The organism is Cypionkella sp. PAMC25878 (assembly GCF_058135695.1).
On record NZ_CM176871.1, the window covers coordinates 2,090,795 to 2,116,904 of the forward strand.

General features: G+C 61.5%; 28 protein-coding genes and 2 pseudogenes. 6 read left to right on the plus strand and 24 right to left on the minus strand.

Annotated features, from left to right (window positions below):
* Positions 1-4: 4 nt before the first annotated feature.
* Genes kdpB through kdpF form a run of 3 tightly spaced genes read right to left on the minus strand, consistent with a single transcriptional unit; the run spans position 5 to position 3,820 of the window.
* Positions 5-2,041 (minus strand): potassium-transporting ATPase subunit KdpB, encoded by a 2,037-nt coding sequence (gene kdpB / locus ACS5RD_RS10090; protein WP_489931081.1) that lies wholly within the window; start codon positions 2,039-2,041, stop codon positions 5-7.
* 12 nt (positions 2,042-2,053) lie between these two features.
* Positions 2,054-3,724, minus strand: a complete 1,671-nt coding sequence (gene kdpA, locus ACS5RD_RS10095) for a potassium-transporting ATPase subunit KdpA (RefSeq protein ID WP_489931082.1) — start codon at positions 3,722-3,724, stop codon at positions 2,054-2,056.
* Positions 3,725-3,733: 9 nt separating this feature from the next.
* Complete coding sequence (gene kdpF, locus ACS5RD_RS10100; RefSeq protein WP_054007232.1) at positions 3,734-3,820, minus strand: K(+)-transporting ATPase subunit F; 87 nt, start codon at positions 3,818-3,820, stop codon at positions 3,734-3,736.
* Between the two features lie 512 nt (positions 3,821-4,332).
* Here kdpF and ACS5RD_RS10105 point away from each other — a divergent pair.
* Entirely contained in the window at positions 4,333-4,497 is a 165-nt protein-coding gene (locus ACS5RD_RS10105) for a malonyl-CoA decarboxylase domain-containing protein (protein WP_489931083.1), read from the plus strand.
* Positions 4,498-4,521: 24 nt separating this feature from the next.
* Positions 4,522-6,036, plus strand: coding sequence for a malonate--CoA ligase (locus tag ACS5RD_RS10110; protein WP_489931084.1), 1,515 nt, complete (start codon positions 4,522-4,524; stop codon positions 6,034-6,036).
* A gap of 303 nt (positions 6,037-6,339) precedes the next feature.
* On the opposite strand, the gene ACS5RD_RS10115 is transcribed toward ACS5RD_RS10110, so the two are convergent.
* Positions 6,340-6,519 carry a hypothetical protein gene (locus ACS5RD_RS10115; protein ID WP_489931085.1) on the minus strand — a complete coding sequence of 60 codons (180 nt, stop codon included), beginning with the start codon at positions 6,517-6,519 and terminating at the stop codon, positions 6,340-6,342.
* Positions 6,520-6,774: 255 nt separating this feature from the next.
* Here ACS5RD_RS10115 and ACS5RD_RS10120 point away from each other — a divergent pair, with 255 nt between their 5' ends.
* Positions 6,775-7,770 carry an aldo/keto reductase gene (locus ACS5RD_RS10120; RefSeq protein WP_489931086.1) on the plus strand — a complete coding sequence of 332 codons (996 nt, stop codon included), beginning with the start codon at positions 6,775-6,777 and terminating at the stop codon, positions 7,768-7,770.
* Between the two features lie 39 nt (positions 7,771-7,809).
* Here ACS5RD_RS10120 and ACS5RD_RS10125 read toward each other — a convergent pair whose 3' ends face one another.
* From ACS5RD_RS10125 to ACS5RD_RS10165, 9 genes are all read right to left on the minus strand, one after another.
* Positions 7,810-8,088, minus strand: a complete 279-nt coding sequence (locus tag ACS5RD_RS10125) for a LysR substrate-binding domain-containing protein (protein ID WP_489931087.1) — start codon at positions 8,086-8,088, stop codon at positions 7,810-7,812.
* On the minus strand, positions 8,013-8,702 hold the full coding sequence (locus tag ACS5RD_RS10130) for a LysR family transcriptional regulator (protein WP_489931088.1): 690 nt from the start codon (positions 8,700-8,702) through the stop codon (positions 8,013-8,015). Before ACS5RD_RS10130 ends, ACS5RD_RS10125 begins: the two co-directional genes overlap by 76 nt.
* Before the next feature lie 9 nt (positions 8,703-8,711).
* On the minus strand, positions 8,712-8,972 hold the full coding sequence (locus ACS5RD_RS10135) for a hypothetical protein (protein ID WP_489931089.1): 261 nt from the start codon (positions 8,970-8,972) through the stop codon (positions 8,712-8,714).
* A 138-nt stretch (positions 8,973-9,110) separates the two neighbouring features.
* Complete coding sequence (locus ACS5RD_RS10140; RefSeq protein WP_489931090.1) at positions 9,111-9,365, minus strand: hypothetical protein; 255 nt, start codon at positions 9,363-9,365, stop codon at positions 9,111-9,113.
* Positions 9,335-9,907 carry an NAD(P)H-binding protein gene (locus ACS5RD_RS10145; protein ID WP_489931091.1) on the minus strand — a complete coding sequence of 191 codons (573 nt, stop codon included), beginning with the start codon at positions 9,905-9,907 and terminating at the stop codon, positions 9,335-9,337. The genes ACS5RD_RS10140 and ACS5RD_RS10145 overlap by 31 nt, the downstream gene beginning before the upstream one ends.
* A gap of 16 nt (positions 9,908-9,923) precedes the next feature.
* Entirely contained in the window at positions 9,924-11,372 is a 1,449-nt protein-coding gene (locus tag ACS5RD_RS10150) for an MFS transporter (RefSeq protein WP_489931092.1), read from the minus strand.
* Positions 11,373-11,388: 16 nt separating this feature from the next.
* Positions 11,389-11,787 carry a (R)-mandelonitrile lyase gene (locus ACS5RD_RS10155; protein ID WP_489931093.1) on the minus strand — a complete coding sequence of 133 codons (399 nt, stop codon included), beginning with the start codon at positions 11,785-11,787 and terminating at the stop codon, positions 11,389-11,391.
* A 42-nt stretch (positions 11,788-11,829) separates the two neighbouring features.
* Entirely contained in the window at positions 11,830-12,876 is a 1,047-nt protein-coding gene (locus tag ACS5RD_RS10160; RefSeq protein WP_489931094.1) for an NAD(P)-dependent alcohol dehydrogenase, read from the minus strand.
* 313 nt (positions 12,877-13,189) lie between these two features.
* Positions 13,190-14,383 carry an MFS transporter gene (locus ACS5RD_RS10165; RefSeq protein WP_054007222.1) on the minus strand — a complete coding sequence of 398 codons (1,194 nt, stop codon included), beginning with the start codon at positions 14,381-14,383 and terminating at the stop codon, positions 13,190-13,192.
* A 94-nt stretch (positions 14,384-14,477) separates the two neighbouring features.
* Between ACS5RD_RS10165 and ACS5RD_RS10170 the strand changes: the two genes are divergently transcribed.
* Complete coding sequence (locus tag ACS5RD_RS10170) at positions 14,478-14,834, plus strand: ArsR/SmtB family transcription factor (RefSeq protein WP_054007221.1); 357 nt, start codon at positions 14,478-14,480, stop codon at positions 14,832-14,834.
* 165 nt (positions 14,835-14,999) lie between these two features.
* Here ACS5RD_RS10170 and ACS5RD_RS10175 read toward each other — a convergent pair.
* From ACS5RD_RS10175 to ACS5RD_RS10195, 5 genes and pseudogenes are all read right to left on the minus strand, one after another.
* Positions 15,000-15,791: pseudogene (locus ACS5RD_RS10175) on the minus strand (ATP-binding cassette domain-containing protein).
* The gene (locus ACS5RD_RS10180) at positions 15,773-16,108 is read right to left on the minus strand and encodes an oligopeptide/dipeptide ABC transporter ATP-binding protein (RefSeq protein WP_489931095.1); all 336 of its coding nucleotides are present in this window, start codon (positions 16,106-16,108) and stop codon (positions 15,773-15,775) included. Before ACS5RD_RS10180 ends, ACS5RD_RS10175 begins: the two are co-directional and overlap by 19 nt.
* Before the next feature lie 20 nt (positions 16,109-16,128).
* Positions 16,129-16,761, minus strand: coding sequence for an ATP-binding cassette domain-containing protein (locus tag ACS5RD_RS10185; RefSeq protein ID WP_489931096.1), 633 nt, complete (start codon positions 16,759-16,761; stop codon positions 16,129-16,131).
* Positions 16,761-17,009, minus strand: a complete 249-nt coding sequence (locus tag ACS5RD_RS10190; protein WP_489931097.1) for a hypothetical protein — start codon at positions 17,007-17,009, stop codon at positions 16,761-16,763. Before ACS5RD_RS10190 ends, ACS5RD_RS10185 begins: the two co-directional genes overlap by 1 nt.
* Complete coding sequence (locus ACS5RD_RS10195) at positions 16,967-17,716, minus strand: ABC transporter substrate-binding protein (RefSeq protein WP_489931098.1); 750 nt, start codon at positions 17,714-17,716, stop codon at positions 16,967-16,969. The genes ACS5RD_RS10190 and ACS5RD_RS10195 overlap by 43 nt, the downstream gene beginning before the upstream one ends.
* Positions 17,717-17,930: 214 nt before the next feature.
* On the opposite strand from ACS5RD_RS10195, the gene ACS5RD_RS10200 reads away from it, so the two are divergent.
* Both ACS5RD_RS10200 and ACS5RD_RS10205 read left to right on the plus strand, forming a co-directional pair.
* Positions 17,931-19,322: an IS1182 family transposase gene (locus ACS5RD_RS10200; protein ID WP_489931099.1), complete on the plus strand. Its 1,392-nt coding sequence runs from the start codon at positions 17,931-17,933 to the stop codon at positions 19,320-19,322.
* A 246-nt stretch (positions 19,323-19,568) separates the two neighbouring features.
* A pseudogene (locus ACS5RD_RS10205) lies at positions 19,569-20,326 on the plus strand (IS5 family transposase).
* A gap of 29 nt (positions 20,327-20,355) precedes the next feature.
* On the opposite strand, the gene ACS5RD_RS10210 reads toward ACS5RD_RS10205, so the two are convergent.
* From ACS5RD_RS10210 to ACS5RD_RS10235, 6 genes are all read right to left on the minus strand, one after another.
* Positions 20,356-21,315, minus strand: coding sequence for an IS110 family RNA-guided transposase (locus ACS5RD_RS10210; protein ID WP_489928140.1), 960 nt, complete (start codon positions 21,313-21,315; stop codon positions 20,356-20,358).
* 201 nt (positions 21,316-21,516) lie between these two features.
* Positions 21,517-22,268, minus strand: a protein-coding gene (locus ACS5RD_RS10215; RefSeq protein WP_489927828.1) for an IS5 family transposase whose coding sequence is annotated in 2 segments (ribosomal slippage) — positions 21,517-21,938 and positions 21,938-22,268 — 753 coding nt in all. Because the reading frame shifts where the segments join, the coding sequence is not laid out codon by codon here.
* A gap of 226 nt (positions 22,269-22,494) precedes the next feature.
* Positions 22,495-23,334, minus strand: coding sequence for a dipeptide ABC transporter ATP-binding protein (locus ACS5RD_RS10220; protein WP_054007215.1), 840 nt, complete (start codon positions 23,332-23,334; stop codon positions 22,495-22,497).
* On the minus strand, positions 23,331-24,185 hold the full coding sequence (locus ACS5RD_RS10225; RefSeq protein ID WP_489931100.1) for an ABC transporter ATP-binding protein: 855 nt from the start codon (positions 24,183-24,185) through the stop codon (positions 23,331-23,333). Before ACS5RD_RS10225 ends, ACS5RD_RS10220 begins: the two co-directional genes overlap by 4 nt.
* 3 nt (positions 24,186-24,188) lie before the next feature.
* Positions 24,189-25,091 (minus strand): ABC transporter permease subunit, encoded by a 903-nt coding sequence (locus tag ACS5RD_RS10230; RefSeq protein WP_489931101.1) that lies wholly within the window; start codon positions 25,089-25,091, stop codon positions 24,189-24,191.
* Positions 25,088-26,095 carry an ABC transporter permease subunit gene (locus ACS5RD_RS10235; RefSeq protein ID WP_054007212.1) on the minus strand — a complete coding sequence of 336 codons (1,008 nt, stop codon included), beginning with the start codon at positions 26,093-26,095 and terminating at the stop codon, positions 25,088-25,090. Before ACS5RD_RS10235 ends, ACS5RD_RS10230 begins: the two co-directional genes overlap by 4 nt.
* Positions 26,096-26,110: the final 15 nt, after the last annotated feature.

Here is a 26,110-nt window from a genome sequence, read left to right on the forward strand (position 1 = left end):
CTCCTTAGGCCAGATTGAGCGCGACGAGGGCGAGGTCAATCGCCTTGATGCCGATGAAGGGCACGATCAGGCCGCCTAAGCCGTAGATCAGCAGATTGCGGCGCAGCAGCACCGCTGCCGAGGAGGGGGTGTATTTCACGCCGCGCAGCGCGAGGGGGACGAGGGCAATTAGGATCAGCGCGTTGAAGATCACCGCCGACAGGATCGCCGAATTGGGCGAGGCGAGGCCCATGATGTTCAGCACTGCGAGGCCGGGATAGGCGCCTACAAACATCGCCGGAAGGATGGCGAAGTATTTCGCCACGTCATTGGCGATGGAGAAGGTGGTCAGCGAGCCGCGCGAGATCAGCAGCTCTTTGCCGACCATGACGATTTCGATCAGTTTGGTTGGGTCGCTGTCGAGGTCGATCAGGTTGGCTGCCTCTTTCGCCGCCGGGGTGCCTGCGTTCATCGCCACGCCCACATCGGCTTGCGCCAAGGCGGGGGCGTCGTTGGAGCCGTCGCCGCACATCGCGACCAAACGGCCGCCGGATTGTTCGCGCTTGATCAGGTCTAGCTTCATTTCCGGCGTGGCTTCGGCGAGGAAATCATCGACTCCGGCCTCAGCCGCGATGGCGGCGGCGGTCAGGGGGTTGTCACCGGTGATCATCACGGTGCGGATGCCCATGGCACGCAGTTCGGCAAAGCGTTCGCGCACGCCGGGTTTCACCACGTCTTTCAGATGCACTGCGCCGAGGATGGTGAAGCCTTTCGACACCAGCAGCGGCGTGCCACCAGACCGCGCAATCGCGTCAATTTCTAGCGCGAGGGCGGGGGCGGGGATTTGCGTGGTCAGGCGCACCACGGCGTCGATGGCCCCTTTGCGCAGGCTGGTGCCGTCGGCCAAGTCCAAGCCAGACAACCGGGTCTGAGCCGTAAACTCCACCGGAGAAGCCCCCGTCGGCAGCGCAATATCTTTGCCCAGCAGCGCGCGGGCTTTCTCAACAATCGAGCGGCCTTCGGGGGTTTCATCGGCCAGCGAGGCAAGATAAGCCGCCTCGGCCAAGGTGGCCATATCGACACCCGGCGCGGGGATCAGGGCGTCGGCCATGCGGTTGCCGAAGGTAATGGTGCCGGTTTTGTCCAGCAAAAGCGTGTCGACATCGCCTGCGGCTTCAACGGCGCGGCCGGATTTGGCGATGACGTTGAACTTCACCAGACGGTCCATCCCGGCGATGCCGATGGCGGACAGCAGGCCACCGATGGTGGTGGGGATCAGTGTGACGAATAGTGCGCCCAGCACGACGACGGGGATGTTCAGCCCGGCAAAGCTGGCGAAAGCGGGCAGGGTGACGACGACGAACAGGAAGATCAGCGTCAGCCCGGCGAGCAGGATGTTCAGGGCGATCTCATTCGGGGTCTTTTGACGCTCGGCGCCTTCGACCAAGGCAATCATGCGGTCCATGAAGCTTTTGCCGGGCTCGGCGGTGATGCGCAGCACCAACCAGTCGGAGACGACCGTGGTGCCGCCGGTGACGGAGGAGCGATCGCCACCCGCCTCGCGGATCACCGGGGCGCTTTCGCCGGTGATGGCGCTTTCGTTCACCGAAGCGACGCCGCGCACGGCCTCACCATCGGTGGGGATGATATCGCCCGCTTCGACCAGCACGAACTGGCCTGCTTGCAACTCATCAATCGGGGTCAGCAGAGCGACATCGAATTCGCTTTGCGGGCCCTCCAGACGTTTGACATAGCCTTTGGTCTTGGTGGCACGCAGGGTGTCGGCGCGGGCTTTACCGCGACCTTCGGCCAAAGCCTCGGCAAAGTTGGCGAACAGCACGCAGAGCCAGAGCCAGATTGAGATATGCAGCGCTGGCCAGCCGCCGACCGTGCCGCTGCCAATATCGCGCAGCGCCAGAATGGTGGTCATCAGGGCGACGACCGCTGTGGTGAAGATCACCGGGTTGCGGGCAAGGCTGCGCGGATCAAGTTTGACGAAGGTTTGACGCAGGGCTGCTGGGGCCAGATCGCGCAGGCTTGCGGTTGGGATAGGGTTAGACATGATTTCAAGTCCTTAAAAGCTTTGGCCAGCAATGCGCGCGGTTTCTTCCGCAATCGGTCCAAGGGCCAGCACAGGAAAGAAGGTGAGTGCGCCGAGGATCAGCACGGTCAGGATCAAGAGCGTGACGAACAGCGGCCCATGGGTCGGGAAGGTGCCTGCGGTGGCCTCAGCCTTGGTTTTGCGCGACAACGAGCCTGCAATCGCCAAGACCGGAATGATCATCGCATAGCGGCCAAGGATCATCACCAGACCCATGGCGGTGGTGTGCCACGGCAGCGATGCCCCCCAGCCGCCGAAGGCCGAGCCGTTGTTGCCGGTGGCGCTCGAATAGGCGTAGAGCACTTCGCTGAAGCCATGCGGGCCGGGATCTTGAATCGCGGCCAAGGCGCTGGGTAGGGTGGAAGCAAACGCGCCGACCACCAGAATACCCAGCGGCATGGACAGGAAGCCCACCACGGCCAGCGTCACTTCGCGGGCTTCGATCTTGCGGCCAAGGTATTCGGGGGTGCGGCCCACCATCAGCCCGGCCAAGAACACCGCGATGATGCAATAGAGCAGCATGCCATAGAGGCCGGAGCCGACACCGCCGAAGATCACCTCACCGATCTGCATGAACACCATCAGCACCATGCCCGACAGCGGCATAAAGCTGTCATGCATCGCGTTGACCGAGCCGTTCGAGGCTGCCGTGGTGGACGCCGCCCACAGCGAGGACAGCATTGCGCCGAAGCGGGCCTCTTTGCCCTCCATATTCGCGCCGATGCCAAGGCTCGGGTTGCCTGCGGTCTCGTAGAAATGGATCACCGCAAGGCCCGCCAGCAGCATGATGCCCATGGCGGCAAAGATCGCCCAACCTTGGCGGCGGTCGCGTGCCATGGAGCCGAACAGGAAGCAGAACGCCACCGGGATCAGCAGGATCGACAAGCATTGTGCAAGGTCAGATGCAATCGTCGGGTTCTCAAACGGATGCGCCGAGTTCACGCCGAAAAAGCCACCGCCGTTGGTGCCGAGTTGTTTGATGGCGATCTGCGCTGCCGCAGGGCCGCGCGGGATGATCTGTTCAGCGCCTTCAAGGCCCGTGGTATGGACCGCGCCCAGCAGGGTCTGCGGCACACCTTGGGCAGCCAGATACAGCGCCAGCGCAATCGACAGCGGCAGAAGAATCCACAGCGTCGCGCGGGTCATATCGGCCCAAAAGTTGCCCAAGCCGCTATCTTTCGGGCCGGTAAAGCCCCGGATCACCGCGACGCCCACCGCCATACCGCTGGCGGCCGAGACGAAGTTTTGTACGGTCAGCCCGGCCATTTGGCTGAGGTAAGACAGTTGCGCCTCGCCGGAATAGGCTTGCCAGTTGGTGTTGGTGATAAAGCTGATCGCGGTGTTGAAGGCGAGATCGGGCGACATCGCGCCAATGCCATCGGGGTTCAGCGGCAGATAGTCCTGCAAGCGCAGCAGGGCGTAAAGCACCACAAAACCCGCTAAGTTGAAGGTCAGCACCGCCATGGCGTAAGCGGTCCAGTTCATCTGGCGGTCGGGGTCGACGCCCGCGCCGCGCAGCACAATGCGGTCGACCCAAGCCAAAGCCGGGATACGGGCCTCAAACACTCGTTGCATCCAGACAGCTAAGCCAAGGCCAAGTGCTGTCAGCACGGCGAAGTAGAGAATGTATGAAATCAGGGTCATCATTTGCCCCTAGAAACGATGGGGGGCGATCAGCGCCACCCCGAGATAGACGAAAAGCCCCGCCGCAACGGCAAGGCCTAGGATCAGGTCGAACATGATTTCCTCACAGACGGTCTAGGATGCGGATCAGCGCCGCACAGCCGCCAAAAGCGGCAAAGGTTAGGGAGAGGTAGATGAGATCGGACATGATGTGCTCCGGGATTGACCCGTGTGTTTTGCCAGAGCCCCGCGTGAGGGCGATATGTCGAAGGTGAGGCTTTCGCGTAAAGGCGGCGTAAAGATGGGTGGGTTGGGGGTGGGGCCTTGCCGCAAGATGAGGCCTTTCAGGGTAATTGAGGTTCGGATCGGCTGTGCCAGCGGGTGTGCTCGATGCTTGCCATGTCGGTAACAGGTTCAAACCGGGGTGTTGTGCTGCAGCAAACGCTGTTGCTCCGGCCCACAGAGGGCGCGAAAGGGTCGACTTTCGGCAAGGCTGTGAGCAAGCAGGTGGCGGAGGCGCCGAAGCGCGCGTTGCCCGCTATTGCTGCGCTTCGCGATCCCCGCGGCGTATGATCGCCCCCGTGGTGCGATTTCCCTCGCGCAATGTGCGCCAGTAACGGCGGGCCTGTTTGGGTGATATATCGGCCCATGGGTTTAAACAATCGCATGGGTTGAAGGTGAACGCTCTCTATGATCTTGCTCAGATAGTGACCAACCGCCAAGGCTATGCCGCGCGCAGTCCTGTCGCCGTTGCGCAGAGCGTGCAAACCGTGCTGCCCGCCGGTAAGCTTTGATTTCGGTTTTTGCAGGAGTTTTCCATGAACGCCAACCTGTTCGACATTCTTGCCCGCTCGATCACCGATGCCGGGGCCACGGCGATTGAGACGCTGGACGGCGCGCGGATCACCTACGCCGATCTGGTCGCCCGCATCGGCCGGATGGCCAATGCGCTGGTGGCTTTGGGGGTGAAGCCGGATGACCGTGTGGCGGTGCAGGTGGAAAAATCGGTCGAGGCGATCATCCTCTATCTTGCCACCGCCCGCGCGGGTGCGGTGTTTTTGCCACTGAACACCGGCTATACGGCGGCTGAGATTGCGTATTTCATCGGTGATGCGGAGCCGAGTTTGTTTGTCTGCGACCCTGCGCGTGCGGCTGATCTGACACAGGCCGCTGAACAGGCTGGGGCGCGGATGGTGACGCTGGATGCCAAAGGCAAGGGCAGCCTGAGTGATGCCGCAGCCTCGGCCCCTTCAGGTTTTGACACAGCGCTGCGCGACAAGGACGATCTGGCGGCGTTGTTGTATACCTCGGGCACCACGGGGCGTTCGAAAGGTGCGATGCTGACGCATGGCAATCTGGTGTCCAACGCGCTGACGCTACGCGAGGCGTGGCGCTACACCGACAAAGATGTGCTGATCCACGCCTTGCCAATTTTCCACACCCATGGGCTGTTCGTGGCCACAAACGTCACGCTGTTCTCGGGCGCGTCGATGATCTTGCTGCCGAAGTTCGACACCGAGCGCATCTTTGATCTGATGGCGCGGGCGACGGTGCTGATGGGGGTTCCGACTTTTTACGTCCGCCTGCTGGAGGATGATAGGTTGAATGCAGAGACCACCGCCCCTATGCGTTTGTTCGTTTCGGGTTCGGCTCCGCTGCTGGCCGAAACCCACCGCGCATGGCGGGTGCGCACGGGTCATGCGATCCTTGAGCGTTACGGCATGACCGAGACCAATATGAATACCTCGAACCCCTATGATGGCGCGCGGGTGGCGGGCACGGTGGGGCTGGCGCTGCCAGGGACTGAGGTGATTGTGACTGACCCTGAAAGCGGCGTGGAGCTGCCACAGGGTGAGATTGGCATGATCGAGGTGCGCGGGGCCAATGTGTTCAAAGGCTATTGGCGGATGCCGGAAAAGACTGCGGCCGAACTGCGCGCGAACGGCTTTTTCATCACCGGCGATCTGGGGCGGATCGACGACAACGGCTATGTCCATATCATCGGGCGCGGCAAGGATCTGATCATCACTGGCGGCTACAACGTCTATCCCAAAGAGATCGAGGCCGAGATTGACGAGATCCCCGGCGTGCTGGAATCCGCAGTGATCGGCCTTGCGCATAAGGATTTCGGCGAGGCCGTGACGGCGGTTGTTGTGCCCACGGGTAGCCCTGCGCTGACCGAAGCCGCCATCGTCGCGGCATTGGAAGACCGTCTGGCGCGGTTCAAGCAGCCCAAACGGGTGGTTTTCATGGACGAGCTTCCGCGCAATACCATGGGCAAAGTGCAGAAGAACCTGCTGCGCGACCAGTACGCGGGGCTGTATCACAAGTAGGGCGTTCGCAAGCTGGGCGAGATCTGGTCTGCCATACCGACGCGCGGCATACGGGCGATTGCCTTCGCTGCAGGGGCGGGGACGAGGTGGCAGGGCATTTCTGTATCGGTCCTGTGGCTCCATCTCGCGCATGTCATGACAGCTGCGGGTTGCGCGGAGGCGGGGTTTTGCAGCGATGCTGGCAAGCGATCTGTTGGGCTGCGGATAGGGCGCGTCTGTTCCGACCGACCGCCGCCAAAGCGGCCTGGGCCTGAAGCCGCCATGGGTGTCGTCCTGAGCGACGCGTGCCACTTCAAAGATATGTCACGCGCGCGCCAACTGCTGCTGCAAGATTTGCAGGCTGTTGCTTGCCACCGCCCATGCAGCGGCGGAACCGACCACATATCGGGTCTGCCGGGCGCGCGAGACCGCCACATTGAGAATTTTGGCGGGGCGCGCCGCCCATTGCCGTGCCCTGACGCGTTTCGGAACTTTGCGGGCCATCACGGGTCTTTCTGCGTTTGCAATTTTCGACAGCGGTCCAGATCGGACGAAGGATCTTGGGATTTACTGCAGATATTGGGCCGCAATGCGGCCAGAGGGTTGGTCAGCGGGGCAGGCTATTCATATGCCGCAAGTATCAAGCTTAGCTGATTTAGCCGTCTAATCACGGCGGTGAGAAAGGGTGAATTGCCGGCATCGAACGCCAAGGCGGCGCGTCGGATGCGGCGCCCTTGGCCCGACACAGGACATTCTTTGATGAAAACCAGAACCTTGGGCAGCAATGGCCCCGTTGTTTCAGAGATCGGCTTTGGCTGCATGAGCCTGACCGGTGTTTATGGTGCTGTCCCCGAGCGCGCCGATGCCATCAGTCTGATCCGCGATGCCTATGATCTTGGCGTCACCTTCTTTGACACCGCCGAGTCTTATGGCCCATGGATGAACGAAGATATTGTTGGCGAAGCACTGGCATCTCTGCGCGATAAGGTGGTGATTGCCACCAAATTTGGCTTTGACATTGACCCTGTCACTGCTGCCCGCAGCGGCGGCGTCAACAGCCAGCCCGCGCAGATCCGCCGGGTGGCCGAGGCCGCGCTGAAGCGGTTGAAAACCGATCGCATCGACCTGTTTTATCAGCACCGCGTCGATCCGGCCGTGCCGATTGAAGATGTGGCGGGCACGGTGCGCGAGCTGATTGCCGAGGGTAAGGTCGGGCATTTTGGCTTGTCCGAAGCCGCGCCCGCTACGATTCGCCGCGCTCATGCGGTGCAGCAAGTCGCGGCGGTGCAAAGTGAATACTCGTTGTTCCACCGCGAGCCCGAGATTGAATTGCTGCCGACGCTTGCTGAGCTTGGCATCGGCTTTGTGCCGTTCTCACCGCTGGGCGCGGGCTTTCTGACCGGGGTGATCACCGCCGAGACCACCTTCGCGCTGGGGGATTTTCGCACGATGGTGTCGCGCTTTAGCACAGAAGCGCGCGGGGCCAATCAGGCGCTGGTGGGTCTGGTCAGCGCCGTGGCCGCGCGGCACGGTGCCACGCCGGCACAGGTGGCGCTGGCATGGCTTCTTGCGCGCGGCGCGAAGATCGTGCCGATCCCTGGCACCAAGCGCTTGGCCCGTTTACGGGAAAATCTTGGCGGTGCGGCGCTGAGCCTGACGCCTGAAGACCTGCAGCAGCTTGACCACGGCAGCGCTGCAATCTCGTTGGTGGGGGAGCGGTTGCCAGCGGCCATGCTTGCGATGACCGGGCTTTAACTCTGGCGCTGTCTTGCGACTTGAGTGCGGCGTCAGCCGCTAGCCGCGCCAACGCAGCCTATCGACCCGCAATGAAAATGCAGGCGAGCCGCGCAACCGCGATGGATAGTAAAGGTGGTAGCCGGGGAAACTCTGGCTCCACTCTTGCAAGACAGGCACTACTGCACCGCGGTCGATCCACGGTTGCAGGTGTTTGTCGGTCAGGCAGCACAGCCCCAAACCAGCCACTGCCGCTTCGATGATCAGATCGGGGTCATTGCTGATAAACTGGCCTTCGACCTGACATTGACCGAGCGGTCGCCTTGGCCGAACTCCCACGCATAAAGCCCGCCGAGGGTGGGCAGGCGCAGGTTGATGCAGTTGAAACGCGTCAGATCGGCGGGGGTTTGCGGCTGGCCATGCTGGGCCAGATAGCTTGGTGCGCCTGCCACCAGCATCTTCAGATCGGGGCCGATGCGCAACGCGATCATGTCTTTTTTGACGCTTTCGCCCAAACGTACCCCAGCATCAAAGCGGTCTGCGACGATGTCGGTGAACTTCTGATCCACAGAGATTTCAATATTGATGTCAGGGTAGTCCTGCATCAGATCGCGCGCCTTGGGAAACAGGATTTCCCGTGCGGCATCGCGGCTTGAGGTGATGCGGATGTTGCCCGCCGGACGGTCGCGCAGCGCGTTCAGGCTATCCAGCCGCGCCTCGATATCATCCAGCGCGGGGCGCAGCGCTTCGGCCAGCTTTTCACCGGCATCGGTCGGCGAGACGTTGCGGGTGGTGCGGGTCAGAAGCCGCAGCGCCACGCGATCTTCCAACCGCTTGACGGTATGGCTGAGCGCAGATTGCGAGGTGCCCAGCCGCGCCGCCGCCTTGGTGAAGCTGCGTTCCTCATAGACGGCCAAGAAGGCCACAAGATCGCCGAGTTCATCGCGCTTCATTTATGAACCCTATGCAACTTGCGGTGTGGCAATGATATCATAAAAGGATGACTGAATTCTATCCTCAGGGGCGCGCGCCTTGGCTAACGCGCTGAGCTGGGGCGCCGCAGCGCCGTCATGGCGTAATGCACAGCGCTTGCTGCAATGCACCAACCCTGCGAGCGCTGCGGGGAAAGTGAGACGATTTGGTTCGGCCAGCTCTTGAACAGTAATCGCGGCGACGGGCATGATTGCGGCGCGTAGCGCCGAACGTTTCGCGGTGGGTTTCATGCAGAGCCCTATCAGTTGGGGATGGCGGTCTGCCGTCCAATATGCAGCAACTTGAAAGTAAGACTAGCCGGGGGGCGGATGAGAGGGGCAATCCCGCTTGGGTTCATGAGCGCGGAGGATAAATGCCGCAGTGCTGTGTCAGGTGGCTGCAATACGGGCGCGGAGTTCTGCCAGATCGGCGCGGACGCGGTCGGGTTCTTGCGCCAGCGGCTGGTTGTCGATGTCGCGCACGCCATCCAGACCGCCGGGGCGGTCGGGGTTTAGGGCGGCAAACAGTGGCGTTAGATCGGTTTGCTCGAGTCCGCGTTCGGTGATCAACTCAAAGCTTTTGCGGTTGGCGGCGGGGCAGGTCAGGCTTTCGATCAAAACCCGTGCGATCTGCTTGCGGCCCACGGCACCATCGGACGGCGTGCCAGAGCGGCGGGTATCGCCTTGTAATAGCAGAAGCTTCTGCATCTCGGTGGCGTTGTAATCGAACCAGCCGGGGCGGATGATGGTGTAATTTTGACCGCTGGCGCCAGCAACCGCTCAGCGCGGCGCTTCCAATCATGCGACTCGCTGCTGCGTTGATAGCTGGTTTCGCAGACGGTCACGCCGATGGCGGTCATCAGAGCGATGCGCGTCCGGCGCGGGCCGGTCACCGTCAACAGATCGCGCAGCCCAGTATAATAGATCGCTTCGGAAGCGGCCTTGCCACCACCATCGGCGTTGACAGTCAGCACCACGGCATCGACGCCTTGCACTGCGGCGGTGAGGGTTTCGGGGCGGGTGAGGTCACCTGCCAGCAGTTCCACCTCTTTGGGCAGAGTGCGCCGGGCGCGGTCTACATCGCGGACCAAAGCGCGGACGCGGTGGCCTTGGCATAGGGCTTGATCGACCACGGGGCGGCCAATGCTGCCAGTGGCCCCGATGATCAGAACGGTGCGTGCAGGCATGGAGTTTCCTTTCAGATTAGGCGGCTTTGTGCGTCTTGTCGGCGCGAATAACGAAGGATAGCGTCACGATCAGACCCAGCCCTTGCAGCACTGCTGCGCCGTAAAGTCCGGCCGAAATGCCGTGGGTCAGCATCGCGTCTGAGGTGGGTGCTCCCCGCATCGCTGCGGCAAATACCGTCACCAGCACGGCCAGACCCAACGTGCTGCCCAACTGATGTGCCGCGTTGACCAGCCCTGAGGCCGCACCTGCATCCTGTGGTGTCACCCGGCGCACTCCGGCGACGGTCAGCGGTGCCAGAGCCGCGCCATTGCCAAGCCCGATCCACAGCATTGGCAGGCCGACGGCGATCCCATAGCTGGCCCCGGCTTGCGCTTGCGCCAGCCAAACAAGGCCAAGCGCTGCGCAGAGGAAAGCTGCCGCCAGTACCACGCCGCTGCCAAAGCGCCCGAGCAGGCGGGGCAGCAGCAGTGAGATCAGGAAGGTCACCACGGTCATCGGCAGAAATCCGAACCCGGCCTGCACGGGGGTCATGTGCAGAACGCCTTGCATCAGTTGGGTGCTGAAGAAGAAAAAGCTGACCATCGCGCCCAGAAACAGCGCCCGCGCGCCGTAAGCCCCGGCACGGCCTTTGTCGGCAAAGAGCCGCAAAGGCAGCAGCGGCTGCGCGGTGCGGGCTTGCATCCCCAGAAAGCAGGCGACCAGCGCCAATCCTGCGGCGACCAAGCCAAGCGTCAGGTGATCCTGCCAACCCGAGCTGGCCGAGCGCACGATGCCAAAGACGAGCGCGCCCATGCCAACGGTCGAGGTGACGGCTCCGGCGATATCAACCCGCCCCGGCGTGGGCTTGGTTTCTACCAACAGACGCGCGGCGGAAAGATACAGCCCGAGGCCGACAGGAACATTGATCAAAAATCCCACGCGCCACGAAATCCAGCCCGCAAAAATGCCGCCCAGCACCAGCCCAAGGCTCGCGCCAACTCTGGCGGTCGAGGCATATTGCGACAGCGCGCGGTTGCGCTCCTCGCCTTCGGCGAAATGGGTGGACAGCAGCGCCAGTGTGGTCGGGGCAAGGATCGCCGCACCGATGCCTTGGACTGCCCGCGCGGTGAGCAGCGTCGCGGGGTTCGGAGCAAGTCCAATCACCAGTGACGCCAGTGTGAACAGGGCAACCCCGGCCAGATAGACCCGACGGCGGCCAAACAGATCACCCGCCCGCGCGCCCAGCATCAGGAAGCCACCGAAGCTGAGCGTATAGGCGTTTTGCACCCAGCTGAGCCCGGCCGGGGAAAAGTCCGAGCCGTCCCGTATATCGGGCAAGCCGGTGATGACGATGGAGGTGTCCAGCAGGATCATCAGATAGCTTGCCAGCACCACGATCAGCACAGCGCGCTGCTGGCGTGCGGCATCAGGGCAGACAGCCGACCCGGCGGTGCCGGTCGGTTCAGTCAGGGTTGCGAGTGTCATGTTAGTGCTTTCAGCCCTACGGGGCGGGGTAATCGGCGTCGCAGACATGCTCCAGCCAATCAACGGCGCGGCCATCCAAGGCTTCGGCGATGGCGATATGGGTCATGGCAACGGTGGGAGACGCGCCGTGCCAATGCTTTTCGTCCGGCGCGAACCAGACGGTATCTCCGGGGCGGATTTCCTCGAGCGGGCCGCCTTCGCGCTGTGCCAGCCCCAGACCTGCCGTCACGATCAGCCGTTGACCCAAAGGATGCGTGTGCCAAGCCGTGCGTGCGCCGGGCTCGAAGGTGACAATCGCACCGCCCGCCCGCGCCGGGGCCGTGGCGTTGAACGCGGCGTCAATGCGGACGGTGCCGGTAAACCAATCTGCGGGGCCACGGGCCGAGGCTGTGGTGCCGTTGCGTTTGATCTCCATGATGGGCTTCCTTCGATGGGGGAGTGGTGGTGGCTGCGTGGGTCAAGCTGACAGTGAGGCCATGTCGATCACAAAGCGATAGCGCACATCGGATTTCTCAATCCGCGCGAAAGCGGCGTTGATCTCGTCCATGCGGATCATCTCGACGTCCGGCAGGATGCCTTTTTCGGCGCAGAAGTCGAGCATCTCTTGCGTCTCGCGGATGCCACCAATCGGCGAGCCGGCGATGCGGCGACGGCCCAGCAGCAGGGGCACGGTCGAGATTTCTGCCATCGGGCCAACTTGCCCGACGATCACCAGCGTGCCGTCAACGTCTAGTAGCGGCAGATAAGGGTTCAGATCGTGTTTCACCGGTACGGTGTCGATGATCAGATCAAAGCCGTTCGCCGCTTGTGCCATTGCCTGTAGGTCGGATGACATCAACAGATCCGCCGCGCCAAGTGCCTTAGCATCCGCCTTCTTGTCCGCCGTGCGGCTGAGCACGGTCACATGCGCACCAAGGCCCGCCGCCAGCTTGACCGCCATATGGCCAAGCCCGCCCAGACCAATGACGCCGACCCGGCTGCCGGGGCCGACATTCCATGTGCGCAGCGGCGACCAAGTGGTGATTCCGGCACAGAGCAGCGGTGCGGCCTTGGCGATATCCAAGCCCTTGGGCATCCGCAAAACAAACTCCTCACGCACGACAAGGTGTTTAGAGTAGCCGCCGTAGGTCATGTCTTTGCTGATGCGATCCCGCCCACCATAGGTGCCAGTATTGCCTTCGCGGCACAGCTGTTCTTCGCCGTTTTTGCACTGATCGCACTGCTGGCAACTGTCGACCATGCAGCCCACGGCCACATGATCCCCCGTCGCGTATTTCGTGACAGCCGATCCAACCTCAATCACCCGGCCGACAATCTCATGTCCCGGCACGGCGGGGAACGTCGTCCAGCCCCAGTCGTTGTGCGACCAATGCAGGTCAGAATGGCACACGCCGCAGTAAAGGATTTCCATTACCACATCATTGGGGCGGGGTACGCGGCGGGTGAAATTGAACGGGGCAAGGTCTGAACTGGTGCTGTCCGCTGCATAGCCGATGGTTTGCATGGGGAGACTCCGTTGGGTTTGTCGCCAAAATGACGGCTGTTGGCAGGTGATATAGCCCACCGCAGGTCCTGCGATTAGCCGTCGGTCTGACCTTAGGTTCATGCTGGAAATTCATGAGTGAGGCGGTGTTGGCGTGGATCTGATCCCAGAGTGGGGCGAGGATGTTTCGCGATGGCTGACCGCTTATCCAGATGGTGCACCTGCACCGAACGGTCATCCGGGAGGTTGCCTGTCGTCAGGCAGGCTTGCGGTGCATTGAGCTGAACGGGCGCGCAAGATGCGGTGGGAAGGTTGCAAATCTAGGCTCGGCAGGTCAGTCGGTTGCGGTAAACTTGCGCATCAGGCCGGCGGTGGCCGAGAGCAGGACGATCATCACGCCGTAGCCAACCGCCGTCACCGTCAACCCCAGTTGCGGCAACAGCAGCCCTGCGATCAGGGTCGGTGCGCCGAAGGCGGCGTAGCTGAGGGTCAGGATTGCTGCGAAGAACTCGCCGCGTTCATTTGGTGTGCTGAGCGGGATCAGCGTGCGCAATGCCCCGTAAAAGCAGGTGCCAAAGCCCATGCCTGCAATGGAGAGCGCCACAAGGTAAAGTGGCAGCGAGGGCAGCGCCATGCCGATCAGGGTCAGCGCCGTGCCGATGGAAAGCGCTGCGGTGCCACCGAGGGTGATCTGACGCGGGGTGCGATGGCGTGCGAGATAGCAGGCGAGTGCGCCCATCCCTGACAGCAGCGTGACGACAAAAGCCTGCATCAGACTGCTGTGCAGCCCGAAGATCCGCGCGACGATGGGCGCGCCGAGGGACAGATAAAGCCCGCCCGTCGCCCAACCTGCGATGATCGCCGGGGCCGCCTGCCAAAACGCGGCGCGGGCGCGGGGTGGCAGGCCGATACGGGGACGGAGGGCTGACAGCAAGCCTTCGTGCCGGGGTGAGGTTTCGGGCAGGGCCCAAATGGCGGCGGATAGGACCAGACAGAGCAGGATCAGCCCGTCGAACACATCCTGTTTCGGGGTTGCCGCCACGGTCATGATAAATCCTGCGGCCAGCGCACCGAGGGCCAGCCCGATCAGCGGGATCACCGAATTGACAATGGCTGCGCTGCCGGGGTTCGACGGCGGCTCTAAATCCACGATGGTCGCCGAAAGCGTCGAGAGCAGCAGCGCGCAGGCCACGCCTTGGATGGCGCGGGCGATCAGCAGGCCTTCGACCGTGGCGGATTGCTCGAACACCAGCAAAGACAGCGCGAGCCCGGCAAACCCGACAGACAGAACCGGGCGACGGCCCAGATGGTCCGAGCATGACCCGGCGGTGAGCAGCGTTGCCAGCAGGAACACGGTGTAGACTGCAAAGATTCCGGTCAGCGCCGGGTCAGAAAAGCCGATGTCGCGCTGCAAGACCGGATAGAACGGCGAGGGCGCGCTTGCGCTGGCCATCATCAGCATCAGGCCAATCAGCACGATGGCAAAGCCCGCGCGGTGTCTTGCGGTATAGGGGATCTCAATTTGCATTATACACTCACGGGGCGCTGGCTGGTTTATTGTTCGATTATTTTCGAACAATTTCCTACTACCCTTGCGGCGACTGTTCAACTATATTCGAACTATGAGCGAAGATATCCCTTTTCCAGTTGGAGAGTTGCCGCATCCCGCCCGCGCGGATTTGGTGCTTGCGCAGGTGTTGTTTGCCCTCAGCGATCCCGCACGCCTTGCGATCGTTGCCCAACTGGTCGCAGGCCCCGTCGATATGGCGCGCTGCCAGTTGCAAGACCCCAGCATCGCCAAATCCACCAAATCGCACCTGATGCGGGTGCTGCGTGAGGCGGGCGTGATCCGCAATGACCCCAAGGGCAGGGGCCGAACGCTCAGCCTGCGCCGCGACGATCTGGATAGTCGCTTTCCCGGTTTGCTGGACGCGATCCTGTCCAGCGCGCCGCCGAATGACAGCACCGATCTGACTTGACCCAAGGCGCGACGGGACAGAAATATGGTCGCGGTATGTTGAGTTGAACAGCGCGACCTCTGCCTTCGGAGGTGAACTGACCAATACGGGCATCGATGCGTGTCCTGTTTCTGACGGCTCCGGGTGGTGGCCTTATGTTGCGGCATCCTTATGGGTATCGCATCGCTATCCTTGGCCGTCGTCCACATGATGTGCGCGAGGCCAAGAGGCGAGCAGTTGTTGCGTGTACTCGGCCTGCGGCGTTTGCAGGACCGTGGCGCAATCGCCTTGCTCGACAATACGACCGCGATGCCTCACCGCGACCTGATCGGCAATCAGCCGCACCACTGCCAGATTGTGGCTGACCACCAGCAGGGCCACCGCGGTTTCAACACTGATCTCTTGCAACAAATTCAGCAAATCGCCCTGAACCGAGACATCGGGACCGGCGGTTGGTTCATCCGCCGCCAGAATGCGGGGACGGAACAGCAGGGCGCGGGCGATGGCGGCGCGACGGGCCTGACCGCCGCTGATCTGATGCGGATATTGATCAACCACGCCCGGCGGCAGGCTCAGCTGTTGCAGGACGTCCGCCAGCCGGGCGCGGATCTCGTCGCGCGACTCGCCCAGTCATCCAGCCACCTCGTCCATCGACTGACCAATCCGGCGGCGCGGCGACAGCGATTGCGCCGGATCCTGAAAAATTGGTTGGATCGTGGTGATCAGGCTGCGAAAATCGCGCTGGGCAGCTGGCTGCACCGCCCCCATCAGGGCAACCTGACCCGCGCTCAGCCGCTGAAGCCCTAGAATGGCGCGCAAAAGCGTAGTTTTGCCAGAACCGCTTTCCCCGACAATGCCGAAACAACTGCCAGTGGGGACCGCGACTGAAACGCCGTTCAGCGCCCGGAAGGAGCCAAAGGTCACGACGGCGGCCGCCACATCAATGGCTGCGGGTGGGGCTATGGTGTCAGAATGCATCGGGCCTCCTGACCGGGTTTGCCTGCCAATGGCCGCAGATCGGGGTGTGCTGCGGTGCAATCTGCTACGGCGTGGGCACAGCGCGGCGCATAGATGCAGCCCTTGGGCAAATCCCGCAGGGCGGGCAGCTCGCCGCGGATCACCTGAAAGCTTTGCGCCAGTGGCGGATTGGCCCGTGGCGCGTCGATCTCGACATCGCCGGTAAAAAGATCGGCGGTATAGGGATGCGCCGGGTGACGGACCACATCAGCCATCGCGCCGCGCTCGACGATTTCACCGGCATAGATCACCGCCACCAGATCGCAGTAGCGCGCCACCAGACCCAGCGAATGGGTGATCAGCAGGATCGAACAGCCGATTTCATCGCGCGCATCTGCGCCTCGACGTTCACATCCTGCGCGGTGGTCGGCTCATCTGCGATCAGCAGGCTGGGCCGCGCCAGCAGCGCCATTGCGATGACCACACGTTGCCGCATGCCACCGGATAGCTCGTGCACATGGTTACGCACCCGCGCCTCGGGGCGGTCAAAGCCAACCGCTGCCAGTGCGCCAACCGCTCGTGTCTGCCTTTCGGCGTGGTTTGCCTGTGGGTCACAGCGGCGCAGCACCTCGTGCAGATGCGCCCGGATGCTGAACACCGGATTGAGCGAGGCGGTGGGATCCTGAAAAATCATCGCAAACTCATGCCCCCGCAGGTCCGCCAGCGCGGCGCTGTCGCTGCATTCAATCTTGCGGTCGCGCAACATGATCTGGCCGCCGCGTACCCGCGCATTTGGGGCCAGCAAGCCCATCAGGGCCAGCGCTACCGTCGATTTGCCGCTGCCAGATTCGCCCACCAGCCCGATGATTGAGCGCGGCGGAATGTCGAGCGAGATGTCACGCAGCACCGGGCTGGGCGCGGCACCCCGGCTGGTAAATTCAAGCGACAGGTTGTGCAGACCAATGGGGCCGCTGCGGTTTGCATCCTGCATCACATCCGCCCTTTCAGCTTTGGGTCAACCGCGTCGCGCAGGGCCTCGCCGAGCAAGGTGCAACCCAGCATAGCCGCCGCCTCATTGTGCAATCGGTCAAATTCGTCGCTGGTCCAGCGCTGCCAGTTCCACAAACCGACTTGCGAGCCCAGAAACCATTGGGTCTGAAAGCTGGGGTCGAATTTGGAGGCATAGGTGATCGGCGTCAGTTCCAGATCCTTTGCCGCATCCCCGACCCCATCGCCCAATAGGCACCGGGGTCCAGTGCGTTGATGGTCAGAGTGATGCCGATTTCGGACAGATTGGCCTGCACGATCTGGGCGATGGCCTGCGACGTTGAATCGTTCAGGCAGGTGAAGGTCAGCGCGATATTGCTTTGCCCTGCCTCGGCCAGCAGCGCCTGTGCTGCGGCAATGTCGCGGTTATAGACCGGTGCTTCGGCCCAATAGCCCAGCAGTGGCGGGGCCAGCAGAGCATTGGCCCGCCCGACCTTGCCAGCATAGGCTCCGTCGATCACGGTCTGAATATCCATCCCCAGCCGGATCGCCTGACGCACCCGCAGATCGGTCAGCGCGCCCTTTTCGACGTTCAGACTGACCCAAATATTGACCCAAGAATAGTCAATCCCCTCTATCTTGACGACCGCCACGTCACTGTCTTTGGCCAGCTCATCTTCGGCTGTTCCATCCGCTTCGGTCAGCGCCGTTTCCTTAGCCAGCAGCAACAGCAAGGCGGTGCGCGGCTCTACAATCGGCTTTAGGATGATCTGCCGGAATGCGGGCATATCGCGGTCCGCATAGTCCGGGTTTGCCTCTAACACCACCTGATCGCGGGGCTTCCAGTCTTTGAAGACATAGGGCCCTGATCCGATTGTGCGGGTGGAAATCCCGGGGCCGAGGGCTTCGGTGGCCTTTTTAGACAGGATCGACCCCGAGCGGTCACAGATGGCGATCACCCAGATGGCGGGGGGCTGGATGCTGTAGGATCAGCTTGCCGGTATAGGTGCCCGTCACTTCAACCCGGTCCAACGCAGCAAAATCGTCAGCATAGGGCACCTTGGCACCCTGCGCGTCGGGGGTGATAAAGCGCTTATTCTGTTGAAAAGCTCAGCTTGATTGGCCGACTGATCGCTGATTCACTTTCAGTTGGGTTGGTGGGGGTGGGCGGCGATGATGGGACCGCGGCAAGAAGCGCAGGGCGCTCTGTTTTACGAGTTCTCAATCGAAGGACATGTTCCGCCAGACCGCATGCTGCGTTCGGTCGACCGGTTCGTTGATCTCTCTGGCCTTCGTCAGCATCTTGCGCCCTTCTACAGTTCCACGGGGCGGCCATCGGTTGATCCAGAGTTGATGATTAGAATGCTTCTTGTCGGCTATATTATGGGGATCCGGTCGGAGCGTCGGCTTTGCGACGAGGTCCATCTTAACCTCGCGTATCGCTGGTTTTGTCGCTTGGATCTGAATAAGCAAGTCCCCGACCATTCGTCTTTTTCCAAGAACCGGCATGGCCGCTTCCGGGACAGCGATCTTCTACGGCATCTGTTCGAGACGGTGGTTGCCCGCTGCATCTCAGAAGGGCTGGCGAGCGGCCAGCGTTTAGCGGCGGAGGCCAGCCTCATTCCAGCAGATGCAAACCGTAAGAACTCGACGCCACAGGCTGATTGGGAACCTAGGGCCATCAATCCCGAAGATGCACCACGGGCTGTGCGGGAATATCTTGCCACCCTCGCCGCTGCGGCTTTTGGTTCAGCCAGACCAGTTGAGCCAAAGTTCACATCACATTCCGATCCGGCATCGCAATGGACCGGGGCGCGGGGCGGGCCTGCCTATTTTGCCTATTTCACCAATTATCTGATCGACACCGATAACGGTGTTATCCTCGATGTGGAAGCCGCCCACTCGATCCGCCAAGCCGAGGTTGGGGCGGAGCGGACGATGATCGAGCGCGTGAACGATACGTTCGGCATAAAGCCGGAACGCCTGATCGCGGACACGGCCTATGGCAAGGGCGAGATGCTTGACTGGCTGGTTCAGCAGCCTGGGATCGCGCCGCATATTCCGGTCATCGACAAATCAGGGCGCAAGGACGACACATTCGTGCGGGCCGACGTCGCCTATGATGCTGAGAGGGATATTTGCACCTGTCCGGGCACCAAGGAACTGAAGCAAACTCGCCGTGCATTTGCAAAGCCCAGAGAGAAGAGCCCGGACGCAGATGGCATGCTCCGGTACAGGGCCAGCAAGGCAGATTGCGATGGCTGTGCTTTGAGATCGCGATGCTGCCCGAAAGAACCTTCGCGCAAAGTGACAAGGTTGATTTACGAGCCATCCCGCGATGTGGCCCGGGCGATCGCTCGGACAGAGCAATACCCAATCTCCTGCGAGCTCCGGAAGAAAGTCGAGACGCTTTTTGCACATCTGCAGCGGATTCTCGGCCTGAACCGTCTCCGATTGCGCGGCCCATTCGGCGCACACGATGAATTCCACCTCGCGGCGGCCGCCCAGAACCTCAGGAAGCTCGCAAAGCGCCTGCCCACACCAACAGTAGCCCGACCAGCGTGATCGAGAGACGTGCGCGCAAATGACGAGCCCATGTCATCGCGGCTCACACGCCGAGGTTTTCAACAGAATAAGCCCGAAGCGGGCAATTGGAATTGCAAATTGGTTGCGTTTCGTTCACCCTTCATGCGCCAAACTGTCTGGCCTCGGCGCTGCATCAATTTTGGCAGTACGTTCTAGGGGCTGTGGACATTTAGGATTCCCATTGGGTGGATATCGTGATTCAAGCTTCCTTTTGAGGAGGTATGAATGCGGGCTGAACGTTTTGTCATTTCTGACCGGAGTTGGCGGCTTCTCGAGCCGCTTTTGCCGGGCTCGTTGCGGACGCGCGGGGTGACGGCGAAGGACAATCGGCTGTTTCTTGAAGCCGTCCTTTGGAAGGTCAGGGTTGGCGGTCCATGGCGTGACCTGCCGCCGGGTTTTGGCGCTTGGAACTCTGTGTTCCGGCGGTTTCGCCGCTGGGCGCAAGCCGATGTATTTCAACGTATTTTCGACGCCATATCGGGGGAGCCTGACTTTGAATACGTCCTCGTTGATGGCACCATCATCAGCGCGCATCAGAAGGCGAGCGGCGCAAAAGGGGGACTCGAAATCAAGCGATTGGGCGCTCGAAAGGCGGGCTGACGACGAAGGTTCTGGCGCTGACAGACGCGCTTGGCAATCTGGTGCGCTTTGTGCTTCTGCCGGGTCAGCGCAGCGAAATTACCGGGGTGCCGGACCTGATCGAGGGGCTGAGCTTCAACGCCCTGATGGCCGACAAAGCGTTTGACGCAAACCACCTGCGCGCCGAGTTGGACCGCAGGCAAGCAGAAGCCGTCATCCCCGCCAAACGCAACCGCATCCTGCACATTCCCCACGACGCCGAAGCCTACAAATGGCGACACCTCATCGAAAACTACTTCAGCAAGATCAAGGAGTTCAGAGGCGTAAACACAAGGTACGACAAAACCGACACAAGCTACCGCGCAACGTGGAGCATCGCCGCAACAATCATTGCGCTGCGCTAAATGTCCACGGTCCCTAGCAACTGTATCTGTCAGGACGTCGGGGTTGCCCATTTCTGACGGCTCTTGCACAACGCATTAGCGATGGTGACCAGCTTTCTGGCGACGGCGGTGATGATGACCTTGTGCGGTTTTCCGGCCTTGCGGAGGCGATCTGCGAAGGATCTCAGGCTTGGGTTATGATGTGCCGCGACCAAGGCTGCTTGGAACATCACATGCCGCAGGGCACGGCGACCACCGGCGATGGCCCGTTTCCCGCGAAGTGTTCCGCTGTCATGCGCGACCGGAGCCAATCCGGTGAGTGCGGCAGCTTCTTCGCCGGTGATGGTGCCGATCTCAGGCATTTCGGCGATCAGCATTGAGCTGGCAACCGGGCCTATCCCCGGGATGGAGCGGAGAACGGTGGCCATTTCCGACAGGTGATCATCGCTTGCGATGGCCCGGGTGATCCTGTCTTCCAGTTCCTTGATCAGGATATCGAAACGTTGCTTCAACTCAGTGTCGATGTCCTCGAACATTGCGGCGGTGCCGAGTTTCTGAAGCGCGCGGAATTGGGCCAGCAGCCGTTTGCGCATCTCAACCAGCTGGGCTCGTTTTGACGTCAAAGCTCTAAGAAGGCGCAGCTTTTCGGCGGGACGACGGCGGCCTGCTTCGGGCCGGAAAGCGAAAAAGCGGGCGATGAGTTCCGCATCTATCCGGTCGGTCTTGGCGCGCGTGCCGCGGCTTTGCGCAAACGCTTTCACCTGAGCGGGGGGCACCTGGCGGGCTGCAACGCCTTCTACCTCCAGAAGCGCCCAGAGCTGCCATTCTTGACCGCCACTCGACTCAAAACAGACGACGGCATCTCTGTCCCGGGCAAGATCCGCCACAACAGCATGACCTGCCGGAGCGTTTGGCACTCTGCAGCGATGCCCGTCGGGCAGGCAATGAAGGTCCAGCCAGTCGCGGCTAACATCTATGCCGATGATGCGGCCATGTGATAGATTATCCATGCTCTCTTCCTTCTGGTGCGCGGTCCTGAAAAGGCCGCAATCAACTGTTCGAGACGATGAAGAGAGGCGGTGCCGACAGGCTAGAAAACGTGGTCTTGCCACAAGGGTCAGACGTCGCGCACCACCCCGCCATCGGCCCTGGCCGGGACCGGTGACGGGGCCAGTTTAGCAGAACGCAGATACAGAAGGGTCTGTTGATGTTCATCTTGTGCGCATCACTGTTGCCGCGAGGGAGATGAACGCGCTGAAGCTTTCGTCTGTTTTGCAGCAGCGCATGGCGATGCCTCTGTATTCCTTTAGTTTTCCGAAGAAGTTCTCGATCAGGTGCCGCCATGTGTCGGTGTGGCGGTCGAACTCCGCCGGGAAGCGGCGGTTGCATTTAGGGGGTATGACTGCTTCGATCCCTGCGCCGGTCAGCGCATCGCGCAGCCAGTTGGCGTCGAAGGCGCGATCCGCGAGGAACTGGCCGCAGGACAGCCCTTCGATCAGGGCTGCGGTGCCACGCAGGTCGTGCGCCTGTCCGGGCAGCAAGCGGAAGTTGATCATGTTGCCGAGTGCGTCGGTCAGGGCCATGATCTTGGTGGTTATGCCGCCGCGAGAACGTCCGATGGCCTGGCTCTGAGTCCCCCTTTTGCGCCCTGACCGTGGCGGTGGACCGTGACGATACTGCCGTCGATCATGGCGTATTCGAAGTCGGCATCTTCGGCCAACATCCTGAACATACGATAGAATGCGTCGGCCTTCACCCATCTGCGGAACCGTTTGAAGACTGAGTTCCACTTCCCGAAATCCTCGGGCAGGTCGCGCCAAGGGCAGCCGGTGCGCGCGATCCAGAGAACGGCCTCGACAAAAAGGCGCGGATCAGGCCCCGTGCGACCGGGATCACATTCCCGGCCAAGACAGTGCGGGGCGATGGTTTCCCATTGGGCGTCGGTCAAAGCGGTGCGGATCAAGGTTGCCTCCCATTTGGCAACCTTGAATCACTCAGAAACTAATTTGGGAATCCTCAAACGTCAACAAACCCTAATCGAATAAGCGCTCATTTTGGTCATGCGAATGGCAGCGTGAAGTGAAGCCTAGGAACGCGCACCACCTGAATCATGGAGTTGCGCCACATCGCGCAGGCTTGGAAATCAACAGGCGTCCTTTCATCGGTAGTTTCGCTCACCTTGGCCAAGGCTAGAGCTTTGCCCCCGCGAGCCGACGACGCTCTACCCTTGCACGGATTGCGGCTACGTCTGTCACGGGTGTCGCGGCAAACAATTGCTGCGTATAGGGATGCTGCGGATTTGCGAACAGCGCCTCACGACTACCTTGCTCAACTGCTACACCCTTGCTTAACACCAGCACGTCATCGGCGATGTAGCGCACCACGGACAGGTCATGGCTGACGAAGACATAGGTCAGGTTGAATTCGTCCTGCAAATCGGCGAGCAAATTTAGTACCTGCGCCTGCACCGACAAGTCCAGCGCAGAGACTGGCTCATCCAGCACAAGCAATGCCGGGTTCAGCATCAATGCGCGCGCGATGGCGATGCGCTGGCGTTGGCCGCCCGAAAACATATGTGGGTAGCGGTTGAAATGTTCGGGTTGCAGGCCAACCTTGGCCAGCATCGCCTCGGCCTTCTCGCGCCGCTCGGCAGCCGAAAGCGGCGTGTTGATCAGCAGCGGCTCCATCAGCACATCGCCGACCTTTTGGCGCGGATTGAGGCTGCCGTAGGGGTTCTGGAAAACCATCTGCACTTTGGACCGCATCTCGGGCGTCAGGCGTTTGCGACTGATGTTGATCTCCTGGCCATCAACCTTCAATACACCACTGGAGGGGGCATCAATCAGCGCAATGATACGGGCCAGTGTCGATTTGCCCGAGCCGCTTTCGCCGACAATGGCAAGGGTCTTGCCCTTTTCCACCGCGAAATCAACGCCTTTGACGGCGCGCACATGCTTGGTGGCCGCAAACATTCCACCGCTGACCAGATAATCCTGCGTCAGCGCTTTGCCTTCGATCACCACGGTCATAGCTTTGCCTCCGCTGCCATGAAATCGGCGACAGTGGGCAAACGATCCCCCTTGGCATTCTCGGGCAGGGCCGACAACAGCGCGCGGGTGTAGGAATTCTGCGGGTTTTCAAACAGGCTCAGCACATCGGCTTCTTCCATCTTGCGCCCTTTGTATTGGACGATCACACGGTCGGCGGTTTCGGCGACGACACCCATGTCATGCGTGATCAGGATCAGCGCCATGCCGTGCTTTTCCTGCAAATCCATCAGCAGATCGAGGATTTGCTTCTGGATCGTCACATCCAGCGCCGTGGTGGGTTCATCCGCGATCAGCAGCCGCGGGTTAGAGGCGATCGCCATGGCGATCATCACGCGCTGGCATTGACCGCCCGACATCTGGTGCGGATAGGCGTTCAGCTTGGTTTCCGGCTCGGGGATGCCTACGGCGTTGAAAAGTTCGACCGCGCGGGCGCGGGCGGCTTTGCGGTCCATCCCGAGATTGAAGCGCAAGACTTCCTCGATCTGGAAGCCCACGGTGAAGGACGGGTTGAGCGAGGCGACGGGTTCCTGAAAGATCATCGTGATCTCACGCCCGATCAGCTTGCGGCGCTCTGCCGCGGTCATCTTCAGCAGATCGCGGCCGTCGTAGGTCATCTCATCTGCGGTGACGGTGGCGGTGTCGGGCAACAGGCCCATCACCGCAAGCATCGACACCGATTTGCCCGAGCCACTTTCGCCGACAATCGCCAGCACTTCGCGCGGGCTGACCGAAACATCGACGCCATCGACAGCGGTGAAGGCCCCGGTTGAGGTGGCAAAGCGCACGGTCAGGTTTTTGATATTCAAAAGGGCCCCGGTTTGTTTCTCCATGGCTCAGCTCCGCTTCAGCTTGGGGTCGAGGGCGTCACGCAAGCCATCGCCCATCAGGTTGATCGCCAGCACCGAGATCAGGATGGCAAGGCCGGGCAGGGTAACGACCCACCACGCGCGCAGGATGAACTCGCGCGCTTCGGCGAGCATGGTGCCCCATTCCGACGAGGGCGGCTGTGCGCCCATGCCAAGGAAGCCAAGGGCGGCGGAATCGAGCACGGCGGACGAGAACGACAAGGTGGCTTGCACGATCAGAGGGGCGAGGCAGTTCGGCAGGATGGTTTTGAACATCAGCCGCATGGTGCCTGCGCCTGCGACACGGGCGGCGGTGACGTATTCGCGCTCTTTCTCGCCCATCACGGCGGCGCGTGTCAGGCGGGCGAAGTGCGGCTGATAGACGATGGCGATGGCGATCATTGCGTTGGTCAGGCCCGGCCCCAGCACTGCCACCAGCACCAAGGCCAGCAGCAAGGACGGGAAGGCGAGGATGACATCCATCACCCGCATGATCACGGTATCGACCCAACCGCCGAAGAACCCAGCCAGCAGGCCGACGAAAATGCCGCCGATCAGCGCAATGGCGACCACGACGATGCCGATGAAAAGCGAGTATTGCGCTCCGTAGATCAGCCGGGACAGCATATCGCGGCCCACAGCATCGGTGCCAAGCAGGAAGCTTGTGCTGCCGCCCTCTTGCCAGAACGGCGGGGCGAGCAGCGCGTCGCGGTATTGTTGGGTGGGGTCATGCGGGGCGATGACTTGGGCGAAGACGGCCAAGATCACCAAACCGATGAACACCCACATGCCGACCACCGCGCCGCGGTTTTGCCTGAAGTAGAACCAGAAATCGGCCAGCATCTGACGGCGGATCGCGGCATCGCTGAGTTTGATGGCTGTATCGCTCATTTGTGGCGGATCCTCGGGTTGATGAGGCCATAGGTCAGGTCGACCAAGAGATTGACGAGCATCACCAGCCCCGCAATCAACAAAAGCCCGCTTTGCACGACCGGATAGTCACGGCGCGAGATGGAATCGATCATCCACTTGCCGATGCCGGGCCATGAGAAAATCGTCTCGGTCAGGATGGCACCTGCCATCAGCACGCCGATTTGCAGGCCGATGGTGGTGATCACCGGGATCATCGCGTTGCGCAGCGCGTGCACTCCGATGACGCGCGACGGCGACATGCCCTTGGCGCGGGCGGTGCGGACGTAATCTTCGCCCATCACTTCCAGCATCGCCGAGCGGGTTTGGCGCGCAATCACGGCCAAGGGGATGGTGGCCAACACGACGGACGGCAGGATCAGATGCGAGATTGCTGAGGTGAACGCGCCCTTTTGCCCGGAAATCAGGCTGTCGATCAGCATGAATCCGGTCACATCGGGGAAGAAATACATCAGCGAAATGCGGCCTGATACCGGGGTCCAGCCCAAGATGCCGGAAAAGAAGATGATCAGCAGCAGGCCCCACCAGAAGATCGGCATCGAAAAACCCACCAAAGCGGCGGTCATCGACACCTGATCAAACCACGAGCCGCGCTTGATGGCTGCCATCACGCCGACGGGCACACCGATCAGGGTGGCGATCAGGATGGCGACCAGACCGAGTTCAACCGTTGCCGGGAACAGGGTCAGGAATTCGGCCATCACCGGTTTTTTGGTGACCAGCGAGTTGCCAAGATCGCCGTGGAACAGCCGGCCGAGGAAATCGAAATATTGCACCCAAAGGGGGCGGTCAAAGCCAAGTTGTGCCGAAAGCTCTGCGTGACGTTCGGGCGAGATGCCGCGTTCGCCTGCCATCAAAAGTACCGGATCGCCGGGCAGGATGCGGACAAAACTGAAGGCAATCAAGGTGATGCCCAGAAACGTTGGCACCAGATACAGCAGTTTGCTGAGAATGAATCTGATCATGTGAGGATCCTTAGG

Bases quoted from the DNA above. Each gene is read 5' to 3' on its own strand.
- kdpA (WP_489931082.1), bottom strand. From the start codon at position 3,724: ATGACCCTGATTTCATACATTCTCTACTTCGCCGTGCTGACAGCACTT.
- ACS5RD_RS10110 (WP_489931084.1), top strand. From the start codon at position 4,522: ATGAACGCCAACCTGTTCGACATTCTTGCCCGCTCGATCACCGATGCC.
- ACS5RD_RS10200 (WP_489931099.1), top strand. From the start codon at position 17,931: ATGATGGGACCGCGGCAAGAAGCGCAGGGCGCTCTGTTTTACGAGTTC.
- ACS5RD_RS10135 (WP_489931089.1), bottom strand. From the start codon at position 8,972: ATGAAACCCACCGCGAAACGTTCGGCGCTACGCGCCGCAATCATGCCC.
- ACS5RD_RS10225 (WP_489931100.1), bottom strand. From the start codon at position 24,185: ATGGAGAAACAAACCGGGGCCCTTTTGAATATCAAAAACCTGACCGTG.
- ACS5RD_RS10160 (WP_489931094.1), bottom strand. From the start codon at position 12,876: ATGCAAACCATCGGCTATGCAGCGGACAGCACCAGTTCAGACCTTGCC.
- ACS5RD_RS10165 (WP_054007222.1), bottom strand. From the start codon at position 14,383: ATGCAAATTGAGATCCCCTATACCGCAAGACACCGCGCGGGCTTTGCC.
- ACS5RD_RS10220 (WP_054007215.1), bottom strand. From the start codon at position 23,334: ATGACCGTGGTGATCGAAGGCAAAGCGCTGACGCAGGATTATCTGGTC.
- ACS5RD_RS10155 (WP_489931093.1), bottom strand. From the start codon at position 11,787: ATGGAGATCAAACGCAACGGCACCACAGCCTCGGCCCGTGGCCCCGCA.
- ACS5RD_RS10230 (WP_489931101.1), bottom strand. From the start codon at position 25,091: ATGAGCGATACAGCCATCAAACTCAGCGATGCCGCGATCCGCCGTCAG.
- ACS5RD_RS10120 (WP_489931086.1), top strand. From the start codon at position 6,775: ATGAAAACCAGAACCTTGGGCAGCAATGGCCCCGTTGTTTCAGAGATC.
- ACS5RD_RS10185 (WP_489931096.1), bottom strand. From the start codon at position 16,761: ATGCAGGATGCAAACCGCAGCGGCCCCATTGGTCTGCACAACCTGTCG.
- ACS5RD_RS10210 (WP_489928140.1), bottom strand. From the start codon at position 21,315: ATGGATAATCTATCACATGGCCGCATCATCGGCATAGATGTTAGCCGC.
- ACS5RD_RS10170 (WP_054007221.1), top strand. From the start codon at position 14,478: ATGAGCGAAGATATCCCTTTTCCAGTTGGAGAGTTGCCGCATCCCGCC.
- ACS5RD_RS10150 (WP_489931092.1), bottom strand. From the start codon at position 11,372: ATGACACTCGCAACCCTGACTGAACCGACCGGCACCGCCGGGTCGGCT.
- ACS5RD_RS10145 (WP_489931091.1), bottom strand. From the start codon at position 9,907: ATGCCTGCACGCACCGTTCTGATCATCGGGGCCACTGGCAGCATTGGC.
- ACS5RD_RS10130 (WP_489931088.1), bottom strand. From the start codon at position 8,702: ATGAAGCGCGATGAACTCGGCGATCTTGTGGCCTTCTTGGCCGTCTAT.
- ACS5RD_RS10115 (WP_489931085.1), bottom strand. From the start codon at position 6,519: ATGGCCCGCAAAGTTCCGAAACGCGTCAGGGCACGGCAATGGGCGGCG.
- ACS5RD_RS10235 (WP_054007212.1), bottom strand. From the start codon at position 26,095: ATGATCAGATTCATTCTCAGCAAACTGCTGTATCTGGTGCCAACGTTT.
- kdpB (WP_489931081.1), bottom strand. From the start codon at position 2,041: ATGTCTAACCCTATCCCAACCGCAAGCCTGCGCGATCTGGCCCCAGCA.
- kdpF (WP_054007232.1), bottom strand. From the start codon at position 3,820: ATGTTCGACCTGATCCTAGGCCTTGCCGTTGCGGCGGGGCTTTTCGTC.